The organism is Acidithrix ferrooxidans (genome assembly GCF_000949295.1).
GTDB lineage: Bacteria > Actinomycetota > Acidimicrobiia > Acidimicrobiales > Acidimicrobiaceae > Acidithrix > Acidithrix ferrooxidans.
This window is the reverse complement of record NZ_JXYS01000090.1, coordinates 1-12,870: the sequence shown is the minus strand read 5'-3', so window position 1 is coordinate 12,870 and position 12,870 is coordinate 1. Positions and strand designations below refer to the sequence as shown.

The window sequence follows — 12,870 nt, the reverse complement described above, 5'->3', positions numbered from 1 at the left end:
CTTTGGATAGAGTGAACCAGTGCGCTAGTCCAAGGTCTTTCAGCACATACCCCGTAACTTGGGTTACCATCACTTATCAGCTTGGTATTAGAATCTAAACGTCTCACAAAAACATCTTTGGGTGATTTAGCAGTGGTATCTTTGATTACTTCCATGAAGCAATGAGTAGGAGCACCATTGCTAATCGACACTCCAATTAGGACATTGGTTTGTTTTGTTCCCTTTCCTCTTCTGCCTTCGCCATGGCTCTCACCACCTAAAAAGAACTCATCTACTCAGGCGTTTTCTCCAAGTTTATATAAACCATTTCGGTCAGTCATTGCTTTTCGTAGCTTATTTAGCATCAACCAGCCAGTCGAATAAGATACTTGAACGAATTTAGCAATGGTAGTAGCCGAAAGACCACGCTTGTCGTTGGACAATAGATAGATAGCGGAGAACCACTTGGATAAAGAGATATGGCTTCGATGGAAGATGGTTCCGGAGGTAACGCTAGTTTGACGGTGACAAGATTTACATTGAAAAAGTGGAGCTCGAGATGCTGCATTTCTTCGATGGTTTGGCCTGATTAAGGTAAACTGGTCAGAGTCACACTTTGGGCATCTAAATCCCTCATAGCATAAGCAATTTGATCAAATGATCTTCACATGCTTCCTCTGAAGCGAAGCGTACCATAAAGTCTGAGATATCCACCATGCCTCCTTTATCGAACATCTGTTCTACTAAAGATTAGCTCCAATCTGGTCTCGGTGGAGGCGAAACTTACGAAACTTGATAAGTATGAAACAAAACAAAATGCCTCAGCCTTAGCTTTTTGGTAATATCGATCAAAGCCGGGAATGGTGATGAAAATCAAAATAATGGCTGTGCCCTAATAGGAGATCGAAAAAAGGTAAATCAATGATCCCAACCTCATACAAAATAGATGGACCAGATTCAGCGCCACCCCTCGTACTCCTAAACTCGCTCGGTAGCACGATGGATATGTGGAGATATCAACTACCCTTCCTAACTCAGAGATTCAAGGTAATCAGAGTCGACACTCGCGGCCATACGAGAGATACAAAACCACCGTCGGGACCATACTCAATCCAAGAACTTGGAAGCGACATAGTTGATCTCATAAAGCATCTGGACCTTAATATGGTATCGCTATGTGGCCTCTCACTAGGTGGGATGATAGCCATGAATATAGCGGCCAACCAGCCAAACCTCGTAGATAAGCTGATAGTATCATCTTCATCTTCTTATCTACCTCCGCTGCAAGGTTGGCAAGAACGGGCCCACACCGTTAGGACAAGCGGAACTGCATCTATCGCCGAAGCTTTGATCAAACGATGGTTCAGCGAAGCCTTTATAGCTTCTCACCCGCAAGAAGTTTCTTCGGTTATACAAATGATCGAATCGATTCCTGACGAAGGTTACGCTTGGTGCGCAGAGGCAATTGGCCACATGGACCAACGTCACCTTTTAGCAAAGATAACAGCGCCAACACTGCTCGTAGGCGGCTCCATGGATCCAGTAACGCCACCATCAATGATTTTTGAGACACACAGCGCCATCAAATCTTCATCTCTAACGATAGTTCCCGACGCATCGCACCTGTTGAATATTGAAAAACCCGATCAGTTTAATCAAGTCGTATCGAATTTCCTCTTAGACTCCCAAACCAGCAGGGGATCTCGAATCCGCCGAAGCGTACTTGGAGACAAACATGTCGACAGATCCATAGCTACTGCAAATTCATTCGATCAAGACTTCAAAGACTTCATTACAGGTTATGCATGGGGCGAAGTCTGGTCACGACCCGGGCTAGATCTAAAGATGCGCTCGGCAATCACGATTGCCGCCCTAACGGCGCTTGGTCGCGAAAAAGAGCTCTACCTTCATATCAAAGGAGCACTTAGGAATGGCATTACGGAGGCTGAACTGAGCGAGATACTTATTCATGTTGCTATTTACGCTGGTGTTCCTGCTTCAAATTCAGCATTCGAAATTGCCAGCAAAGTTCTAAGCGAGGACCCAGCCACATGGTAGCAAACGCGACTCAATTCCAATCTCGACCATGACAAGGAGACCCACCGCTAAGCCTTGGCTTTTAGCTGGCAACAGTGGTGTTTGGATTGTCTTTACTTGAATGCAAATTCCCATTGCACCTGGCGAATTACCTAACCGTTCATGTCAAGCCAAGAACTTTTAGGTAGTAGTAGAACTATTGCAGCCTTAGGCACAAGACTAAAAAGCCATATCAAACTAGCCATCGGTTGGAGTGGCTACGATTACCCTTATAGCTTTTCATTTCAACGCTGAACTATTCGTAGTGATTGAGAAATGGCCCGAGTCATATGCAAGATAGTGATCACACCTAAGATTATCGTAATACCTATCTTGGTAAAATATGGTCTCTTAGATTCAGGTTCGACACCTTCTCACCTTTTAAATTCGCGCCTAGTAACTTCGAGCACCGCGTCCATATGACAAGTAGATATTGACGGACCTTTTGGATTGGCAATGGCGACTGATGAGTTATGGATAAAGAGGCGACGATCTATCTTCCTCCTCGGTCACTTGCGCGGTAGTGATCCGAGGGTTATTCAACATCTTCGATCGGGGGTAAATGGCGATCTCAATCCACAAAAAGCGCCAAAGAAACAAGAACCAATGAGGGGCACTTTATCTTTCCATGAAGAGTTCTTTCAGGATTAGCTCTATTGCTGCATTAGCAATTGAGCTAATTCACCCGAGAGGTGGTAATGTCCCTACTCTTGCAATACCTAGTCCCCGAAATGATTGTTTAGAGCTATTGGTGCAATGTTGTGGCTTTATCGACTCGTGATCGGTGGAATTAAAGACTTTCTATACGACTTCTAGACTCTAGGTGATAATTAATCATGGCTTTAGCAGTCGCCGAAAAAGATGGTAGGCCCCGCAAAAAGTCAAAGACGCTCCCTGGAGGCAGGCAATGTGCTTATTCTGAATTAGAGCTACGATCTCGTCATTTACCCCCGAAGGCTCGCTTGCCTCGACTCAGAGTAACGCGAAATTAAAATCACCAATTTTTCGACGTTGGTTTAAAAGGAGTACCCATATGTGTCAAATGTCACGCAATACCGATCCTCCATGTTGTATCATCGGTTCTGACACCAGAATTTAATTTGGTGCAGTAATCAACCGGGGGGTTGTAAGTGCAATCTTGGGGGGAAATATATGACTACATCAGTAACTGATCGCGTCTCGGGGGAAACGCCCAAAGGAGGATCCGGCTTTAGTCTTACCAATCGAAGACTTGAGTCCTATCCAGAGTTTGGACCCCGCATGGTGCAATTAGCGATTGTCGTTTTAGTGACAATCGCACTTTATTACGAACTTTACGTGGGTGGATCGGTTACGACCATTCTGCTTCCAAAGCTAGGAATGAGCTTCACATTTTACGTGACAGCCCTTGCCTTTGGTAATCTAATTGGAGCCTTTGGATCGCTGGCCGCTGGCCTTTCTGATCGTCTCGGCCGAGCGAACATAGTCGTCGCGGGTCTCTTGATAACGGGCCTCGCTACCGCTTTCGTGATACCATCCATGACTTCAAAATGGTCGTTCGTTATCGCGACTTACCTAGTCGGAATCGTTGAAGGAATCGCCCTTGTTGCCACTCCGGCTCTAATCCGAGACTTTTCGCCACAAACCGGTAGGGCAACCGCGATGGGACTTTGGACAACTGGACCAGTCTTGGGAAGTCTCGTAGTATCTGTCGTAGGTTCCACCACCATAACAGCTACGACACAATGGCCATATGAATATCGCATCTGCGGAATCGTTGGCCTCGTAATCTTTGTTATCGCGCTTTTCGGCCTCCGCGAGCTCTCGCCAAACCTTCGCGACCAGCTAATGGTTTCTGTTAAAGACCGAGTTCTAATTGAGGCAAGGGCAAAAGGAATCGACATTGAGGCCTCCCTGAAGAACCCTTGGCGCCAGATGTTAAAGGCTGATATTATCATATCGGCCGTGGCGGTGTCGATCCTGCTTTTGATCTACTATACGGCTGTAGCCTTTGGCACGGTCCTGCTTACCACCGTCTTTGGCTTCTCTCTCAAAAACGCCAACGGAATTGCCAATTGGCAGTGGGCTGCCAATGCTATAGCCCTGATCCTGGTGGGTATAATCTCCGACAAAGTAAGGGTCCGTAAGCCATTCATGATCGTTGGAGGTATAGGAGCTATAATTCTTACGATCGTATTCATCTTCAAACTTGGCCACACAAACAGCTACTACGAGATTGCATTTTTACTGGCCGGAATCTCCATCTTCCTAGCCTTCGCATATGCGCCATGGATGGCCAGCTTTACCGAAACAGTAGAAGCCAGAAATCCGGCACTGACTGCGACTGGTCTTGCAGTTTGGGGATGGATCTTGAGAGTGATCGTCTTTGTAGCATTTTTGGTAGTCCCGGCCGTCGTCAATTCAGCAACTCCTTTGGTTGAATACGGAGCTCAAGTCCAGGCTTACGCCACGCAAGATCAAAGTCAACTTGCCTTCGCGGCCTCGCATGGACCTCTACTCGCATTTGTCCAGAGCCACGGCTCTTTGATCGCTTTCGCCCAGTCTCACCCTACAATAATTCAAACGGCCACTACCTACTCAGCACAGCTAGCTGACGCGCAAAAATTTGCACCGGAGTTAGCCGTAATTGAGGCCCACCCGGCCATCTTCACTCAATTGGCTGGTTATTCAAATCCCGCTACGATCCCACCTGCACTCTTATCCCAAGCACTTACCGCTGCTGGAGGCGGAGCTAAAGGTGGAGCAATCCTTGCCTCAATCTCGGCGAATAAGGCCGCCATTGAGGGAGTCATAGCTGTAGCTTCACAATTGCAGAGCCTCGCTCCATATGCGACCCAGCTCAAAGCAATCGCTGCAAACGCTACGCAGTTCCAAGCACTTTCGGCTAACGCCTCGGAATTGGGGGCGCTGCAAAAAGCATCTAGCCAACTCAACTTCCTAAAGCTTCATGCGCCAGCTGTTCAAAGCGCTGCAAAGCAGTCGCCTAAGCAATGGCAAACTTGGTACTGGATCTGCGCAGCTGCTTGTGTGCTATTTTTAGCCAGCGTACCGCTCATGCGAGGGCGCTGGAGTCCTAAAAAGGCAAAAGAGGATGAGGATGCTCACGAAGCAATGGTTGCAAAAGAGATGGAAAATTTGCATCTCGTCTGAAGTACATAGTCTGTCCACATAACCAAAACTCTTAAGACGGTCGTGAACTAGCCTTCCATTCGAAGTAGTTCACGACCGTCTTCCAATTTATGGAGCACCTTCGCGATCTAAAATTTAACTACGATGGTTCAAATTGCTAAAAAAAGATCAGCAATGGATCCAATGGGTCAACACTTGGAGATATTAGAAATTAAATAGGATTGACGGTGTTAGCTCAAGACGAAAAGATCTCTAGAAACCTAAATCACATCAGGATAAACACCTCTCATCGACCCCCAAACGCTCTCGATCTGAAACATAAATCTTCGATTCAAGGTAGCGCAGTGATCTTCCAACACTATTTTAACGAAATTCCTCGTTACTTCGATAGCCATGAAACTCTTGATAAGCCACCGATAGGTTTCGAAATCGGAATCTTGTTAGACCTCTAGACATTACATCAAGTGATATCCGTGCGAAGTTTAGCTTCGAAAATAACTTTTATTCCATTTTCGGCCCGCTGCTTTAGCAAATTGAAACGACCTAACCTCACCACTTTCTGCCCTAAAAAGTCCGATAAGCAAGAGACCTGGCAAATCATTTCAAATATAGCCAAAGCGCTACATCGACGTAACGCTCGACTAGCAGATCTACAATTCGATCCTCTTTATTGATAGACATCTAGAAACGAATTATTCTTTTCCATCACGTATTCAATGCTCGCAACTCAAATTTTTGATAGGATCTATTCAATGGTTACTCCCTAAGATTAGCGATGGAAATCTTGCTTATCTTAAAGAGGCTTAAGGCTTACTGGAGGGCCTGGGTAGGTCATGGCTGATGGTTTTGAAAAATCCATACAAAAATTTCAATTCCAATATCATCTCTCGAACTCATTGACCTCCGCCACCATTTCAACTCGAGAAACTGTAATAAAATCGACTCAAGGTGATAGACAAATACCGGCGTTACCAATAGGTTCTGAATCTGACCGTTTTAATAGAAAGATACACTCCTTGAAGCCAAGCCATGATCAATCTACATACCGTCTTAGCTAAAGATATAGCCTCAAAAGTTAAGCCTGAAGACAAAGCCACGCATCCCGCTCCATCCGAGCTCGAGCAAATTCACGCCAAAGGAACATCTTTGTGTAGCGATGGTGAATGTAGTGTCCCTTGTGTTCATCATATCCGATCCGATGTAACGCAGAGATAGCCCCGACCCTACCTATGGCATCTTCAAAGCGACTTGGGTGCAATTTAGGTAGTGAAGCTGCTGAAATAAACACAAAGCATTAAGCACTACACCTTCACAATATTTTAAGGTAGTTGATAGCTGTCGCCAAGAAAGGCAAACCGATATGAGTGAGGTTTTCGAACAATTCAATGCCGGGCCATATGATCTTTGGCAGATCTGCGATAGTTCTTTAGATGCGAGCGAGAATATTCTTAGCGCTATGAGTGTAATGTCGGAAAATTCCTTACTCGATAGGGGCAATCAGGCCATGATCAGTGATGACTTTCCAACGCCCACCGAGAATAGTTCTTCGACCACTCTCCATAGAGTCGACCACACCTGGAAGCCGAGCCAGCGCCGGCATTCTCTCTCGCCTTGAGCGGGTACTGACTCTCAACCCGAGCCACGAAGGCGAAGCACTCGAAGATCTTGAAATCTAGCTTAGGCGACTTCTAATAGCAGTAAGGATTGCTATGTTTGGCTTCCCAATCTTTGGTCTACTTGCTTATTTTGGCCAATACGCCCATCCCTATCCCGTCGCCGGCGGAGTCGCAGTAGCAATTCTTGGCGGGTGTTGTGAAATTTCACTTTTGCGAAAGGGAGCACAACTCGGCGGACGCATCATCCTCCCCTTTGACTTAGCTATCATCGCCATCGTGGCTCTACTTAGCATCATTGGCGCAGGACCACTCGGACGGAGGCATGGCCTCGATGGCTTTACCCCATATGTAATGATGATCGCTGGCCTTGCCGGAATTGGTGCCGGAATGTCCTGGCGTGGAATAACGATCACCGCAATTGCAGGGGCAATTTGGGCCGTAATGCCTTTAGGAAGAGGAGCAATTATCTGGAATGACGAAGGGGGTTTTCTCCTTTGGCTCATATCAGGATCACTCGTCGCCGCCGCGTAACGCCTCTTTGCCACGCGGCTCGACCAAGCTGTAGCGGATCGGGTCATAGCAGAACGAGCGGCAGAAAGAGCCGAACAAGAACATTGGATCCACGAGGACCTCATAGGTCTATGTGAAAGACTTGCACACGGAACCAGTGCGCTTGGAGATCGCCGGCTTGCCAGAAGAATCGCTGACCGTGCACGCTTTGGCGTTCTTGGGGATGCCCGATCCCATTCCGGAATAGTCGAAGGCCTCTCCGATCTACGCGACCAAGCCGTTCAGCTAGGAGCACGCCTTGAAGTCGTCCCACTCATAATACAAGAGCCACTGCTGACCATTACAGAAACCGACCTGCGGCTGCTCGAGGGTTTTCTTGGCAACGCAGTTCATGACGGCGGAGCTACCGTCTGTGAACTAGCGGTAGAATCCGACCAAATGAGCCTCAACATACACCTCTTGGGCCATGGATTGGGATTCGATCCAAGACACACCAAGTGGTCTCCACGCACACAATAAGACTAGTCAACGATGCCCGTTCGGTGAACTTGCAGATAAGCGTGCAAAGCGACCCTGATCTGGGAAGCCGATGGGAATTGAGATGGCAAGCATGAATCAACAATCGAGAGTTAAACACACTCAAGAGTTGAGGGACGATTGTGTCGGTAAACGTGCACTCGTGATCGACAACGACGCAACAGCCGCTCTCGGACTGAGCGTTGCGCTTGAACGTCTAGGAGTAAGCGTCGTCGCTGAGATCTCTCGGATTGAAGAGTCCGTTGACTATCCCGCCGAAATCGTCTGCTGCGACCTTGTTTTAAGTCGAGAAGGACGCGCGCTTCAAGGAGCCGCCGGCGTTGCTGAACTGGTTTCACAAGGTAGAAATATCCTAGCTCTTTCCAGTGTAGCTCGCGCCAACGAGGTGGGCGATGTTATCGGCGTTGGCGCACTAGGTTTTATAGACCGAGACAATTTAGACTGGGGGGACTTTGGCATTGCAGTTGGTGATATCAGCGGTGGCCAACGCCATCTTTCACGCTCGCTAGCGGCACGACTCCTCTCCGACATCAATGATCGGCCCCTTCCCGGCAACTTTGAGCTCTCCCAAAGTTCGAAGCACTTACTTGAGGAACTCTTCGCCAAAGGCGACGAGGTTCTCAGGGCCATTCCCACCCAAGATCTTGTTGCCATAACAAGTCAAATTTGGTCAACGTGGTCGCGCCGTACGATCCGTTATCGGCTGAACCTTAGCGAGCGTCACCTTGAGCTTCTCCGTCGATTTCACGATGGTGCAAGCCCTGAAGCAATAGCCAAAGCTATGAATGTCTCGATCGGTACCGTCCATGCGGACCAAGATCGCATCAAAGCAGTCCTTCTTGCCACCTACGGAAAAGACTTAAGGCGCGAGGCTGCTTGTCGGCTCGTCTGGCAACTTGTCGACGGGCAACTGAGGTGGGGGATAGAAGCGGTGAGTTAAAATGACATTGCAACTATCTGGATAATCCACTACTCCCTCCCCCACACTAAATCAGCACTAAAAGAAGAAAAACTCTAGGGCAAAGATGTAAAACATTGCTCTGCCAATATCTAGCGACCAAACAAGAAGATCACCTACCTAATCTTTAACCGTGGGGACCCGCCAGCACTACCGTAGAAATAGGCGACAGTACCGCTGACATAAGGCTGCTCAAGGGGAATCTATTGGACTACTAGGTCTGTTACTTTTGACTAACTAATATGCAAACTCGCGAAGCCTCTGTGGGTTTCATCGCAATCAGGTTGCCTAAAGTAATAACTTCCCTCAGTTCAGCTATCTACCCGTTGCATTGAGGCCTAGATAAAAGAGTTAGACAGGCGCTGGCATGTCACCAATCCCGGCCTCAATAAATCCGTGGTACTAATCACGCCTTGGTGGAACCGTGAAACCCCCCGATATCGCTTATATCAAAACCCACATAAGGCCCTTCGCTCAGACCAAGACAAAATAGTCAATTGGATACATTAGATCTTCAGGGTCAACGCCAAAAAGTCGTACTATCCAAAGCTTCAAGTCCCCAATAGATCAAATTACTGCCTTTAAAGATTTGCGCAGGCGCCTAGTGAATGGTATCGTCTCTACTACGTTGTCATGAGGTGCCCAAATCGGTCTTTGACCGAGGGAGAATCGGGAACTAGGTGAAACTCCTAGGCGGGCCCGCCACTGTAAACGGAGAGTCTATGTTCAATATGCCACTGAGAATTCCTCGGGAAGGCGAACAGTGACGTTTGATCCGCAAGCCAGGAGACCGGCCTCGATGATTTCGTAAACTACCCCTGGAAGCGGTAGTCAACCTTAAGGGTATAACTGTGTCACTTCTTTCGAGAGTAAAGACGTCACTAGAAAGTCAGCAGTTGTCAAAGACAACTCCAAACCAAAGATGGAAGCCCGAGACCTACGGTCTTGGAGCTATCTACGACCATGACCGAATCTCAAAACCTCGAGATCTGATCTGGATTTGGATGGCTGCGAACATCGGACTCGTTGCCGTCGTATACGGGGCAATAATGGCCGCAATGGCACTCGATCCCCTCCAAGCGATCATCCTCGCGATAATCGCGTCAATTGGATCATTCATTCCAGTTGGTCTACTGAGCATCTCGGGAAAACGTTACGGCGAACCCATGCTCGGCCTGTCCGTAAGAGTCTTCGGCAACAAATTCAACAAAGGACCCGCCTTCGCTAGTTGGCTCAGCCTATTGGGTTGGGAGACAATTACAGCAGTCATTGCGACCGAAGCCATCGAATCATTCCTTGGTAGCCACTCTTCTAGCCACAAAAATGAATTATCCATTCTGATCCTCACCGCCATAACAATTATCTCCTTATTAGCCAGTCGCCTAGGCCATAGAGCGATAGTCACTATTCAAAAGATCATTGCATGGATCTCCGGGTCAGCTACAGTCTTACTAATATTGGAAGTCGGTAACAAAACCGCCCTGGGCGTCTCTAATCAAGCGCATCCCGCGCCACTCACCTCAGTTTTGGCATCAGCCTCAATAATTGCAGCAAGTGGAGGGATTTCTTGGCTAAATGCAAGCGCTGACTATTCCCGATATCTTCGACGAACTGAACCTTCGTTTAAAGTAACGATTTACACAGCGCTGGGAGCTGGGATCCCATTTTCGATATTAATAATCTTTGGCTATCTGCTCGCCAAGTCGATTCCTTCGTTGGCTGGAAGTGAAAATCCAATACACGCTCTTGGCGTCTTACTTCCAACTTGGATGGTTGGCCCATATATCACACTGGCTATTGCTGGATTGATAGCCCAAATGATCCTTGGCCTTTATTCTTCGGGCCTAAGCCTACTGGCTCTTGGCATTCGGACCAAGCGCACCAAGACCGTGTTCGTTGATGCTGCTATAGTCGTCGCATTGGGAGCTTGGATTGTAACAAAACCAGGACCGATCCTTACAACCTTGGTGAGTCTGGTGGAACTCTTAGCTGTGCCAATTAGCTCATGGGCCGTCGTCTTTGCAATCGGAATCATTGCCGAAAATGGCTCCATGATCCAAAAAAGTGGTTTCATCAGTCGTTGGAATTCGTTCGTATCTTGGACTACAGGGACATTCGCAGGATTAGCATTGACCAACTCTTCGGTCTTTAGTGGCCCATTTGGCAATGGCACCATTGGAAAAGATAACTTAGGATTCGTAGTTGGCGCTATGGTAGCACTCGGGTTATATGTGACCGTAAGCACTTTGGATCGACACTTCAAAAAAGATAAAGAGCCCTTATCGGTTGTCGCCTTGACAAACGAAGCCCGACTCTGAACACCGAGCCGAGATAAAAAAGTCGAGTTAGAAAAAATCGAGTTAGAAAAAGTCAAGGCAATTGAGGTAAATGTGATCGGAATCCACATCAGACCTTCTCAGTCAAACATTTGGCCAAGGTTCTCTTGTCCCAAATAACCTCTATCAACTCTGGCTTCTTCTTCGGACAGGGACGTTTGGCAAGAAAAGTCAAATTCCAATTATCGTTTAACTCTCTGATTTGAAATGCAACTCTTCAATCTCAGCTTCCAAAAGTTCGAACCAATTGATAGCAAAAGCTAACTCGCAACCACCAGCATTAGTCATCCAGGTGGACCAAGATCCAAGGAGTAAATCAAAGGCACTACGTCATAGGCACTACGTCATAGGTGCTACGTTTTGCACAAGGAGCAAGTACTTCCCAAAACTTGTGCCTCTCGGTCTATGTACGTATTATCAAATCTCAACATAGCACCTTCTTCAAGAACACCTTGGGATGCGGTTTCTTGCCCAGACGATAGCATATCCCGGCAAGAAACCGCCCAAGGGCATAAGAGCAGCTAGAAGTAACTAACGGTGAACGAGCCAGAGGAGGAGATCGGCCCCGGCGAAGCAACCAACGAACCACCTTGATACATATCAAAAGGAATCAAGGAATTCAAAGTTGCCGAAGTCGATCTACTCGCATTCACAAACTTAACATCGCTAAAGGGTGTCAAAGTAGCAACTGAACCATTGATCTGAGGCGCCTCTACGATCCACTCGGCCGAACTAGCAGGCCCGCTATAAGAAGATACGGTGGAAAAACTCTCTCCATTTGTAGTATCCGTAACGTTGATCTGCCATTGCCCACCAGACACCTGAGAAATGGAAACCGCAACAGAATCACCTGGTGAAACGTTGATCGATGAGATCGGGGTAGCGGACGCTGGTAGCACTTCCCACCAAGCATAGAGCTGAACCTGATTGCTACCTACTACCGGTTGCTCGGCAATTCCAGCCTGAATCAAATTTTGATTAGACGAAGGATAGCCATCAACGCCAACCCAAACAGATGAAGCACAATTTTGACTAACCTGTCCTGGAGTCCCTAGGTTACAATTGGCCGGCAATGCAGATGGAATGGCGGGAACATTAAATGTTGCGCTTACCCCTGTGAATCCACTTCCACTTGCAATATAACCCGCCCAATTAGTCGACCTGTTGCCAACAACCATCGGCAATGAAGATGACGCAGAGACACCACTGGCGTCTACAACACTAAGAGATATTGTGAATACCCCATAAGCAAGTGGTATTCCACTAATAACCCCAGTAGAAGAAAGTGCTAACCCAGGCGGCAGACCCGAACCACCCCACGTATAGCCACCAACTCCTCCACTTGCACCAAGTTGAAAGGAATAGTTCAAACCAACCACCGCTCCAGAAATCGAAGTCGTGGTTACCGCTAATGTGGAATTGCCAAGAGGTGTGGTTGGAGTACCTCCTACCGAAGTCGACGGCGCACTACTCGATGGAACAATCATTCCAACTATTGGCTTATTGAGTGGTATTGATCCAGCGGATCCATAGAAACCTGCATCTCCATAGGTGAAGATTCCACCGTCGCTTGCGACCAACCAATAGCCTTTTCCATCTGGAGTAGCTGCCATTCCAACTATTGGCTTATTGAGTGGTATTGCTCCGGCTGAACCATAAAAGGCTGCATCTCCATAGGTGAAGATTCCACCGTCGCTTGCGACCAACCAATAGCCTTTTCCATCTGGAG

Annotated in this window: 7 protein-coding genes, 1 pseudogene and 1 riboswitch; of the genes and pseudogenes, 6 read left to right on the top strand and 2 right to left on the bottom strand. The window is 47.5% G+C overall.

What is annotated here, in order from left to right; all coding sequences use genetic code 11:
- Window positions 1–693 (bottom strand): annotated as a pseudogene (locus AXFE_RS19465) (IS1595 family transposase); the annotation flags it as partial.
- Window positions 694–900: 207 nt separating this feature from the next.
- On the opposite strand from AXFE_RS19465, the gene pcaDC reads away from it, so the two are divergent.
- From pcaDC to AXFE_RS13890, 6 genes are all read left to right on the top strand, one after another.
- Window positions 901–2,037 (top strand): bifunctional 3-oxoadipate enol-lactonase/4-carboxymuconolactone decarboxylase PcaDC, encoded by a 1,137-nt coding sequence (gene pcaDC / locus AXFE_RS13930; RefSeq protein ID WP_052606565.1) that lies wholly within the window; start codon window positions 901–903, stop codon window positions 2,035–2,037.
- Between the two features lie 1,170 nt (window positions 2,038–3,207).
- The gene (locus tag AXFE_RS13920; RefSeq protein ID WP_052606563.1) at window positions 3,208–5,205 is read left to right on the top strand and encodes an MFS transporter; all 1,998 of its coding nucleotides are present in this window, start codon (window positions 3,208–3,210) and stop codon (window positions 5,203–5,205) included.
- A gap of 1,493 nt (window positions 5,206–6,698) precedes the next feature.
- Window positions 6,699–6,860 (top strand): hypothetical protein, encoded by a 162-nt coding sequence (locus AXFE_RS20090; RefSeq protein ID WP_160291871.1) that lies wholly within the window; start codon window positions 6,699–6,701, stop codon window positions 6,858–6,860.
- Between the two features lie 33 nt (window positions 6,861–6,893).
- Window positions 6,894–7,331, top strand: a complete 438-nt coding sequence (locus AXFE_RS13900; protein WP_052606559.1) for a hypothetical protein — start codon at window positions 6,894–6,896, stop codon at window positions 7,329–7,331.
- Window positions 7,332–7,911: 580 nt separating this feature from the next.
- Complete coding sequence (locus AXFE_RS13895) at window positions 7,912–8,787, top strand: response regulator transcription factor (protein WP_160291870.1); 876 nt, start codon at window positions 7,912–7,914, stop codon at window positions 8,785–8,787.
- Between the two features lie 637 nt (window positions 8,788–9,424).
- Window positions 9,425–9,619: riboswitch (cobalamin riboswitch) on the top strand.
- A 37-nt stretch (window positions 9,620–9,656) separates the two neighbouring features.
- Window positions 9,657–11,123 (top strand): purine-cytosine permease family protein, encoded by a 1,467-nt coding sequence (locus AXFE_RS13890; RefSeq protein ID WP_052606557.1) that lies wholly within the window; start codon window positions 9,657–9,659, stop codon window positions 11,121–11,123.
- Window positions 11,124–11,662: 539 nt separating this feature from the next.
- On the opposite strand, the gene AXFE_RS13885 is transcribed toward AXFE_RS13890, so the two are convergent.
- Window positions 11,663–12,870 (bottom strand): G1 family glutamic endopeptidase (locus tag AXFE_RS13885; RefSeq protein WP_052606556.1); only part of this gene is annotated, 1,208 nt, incomplete at its 5' end.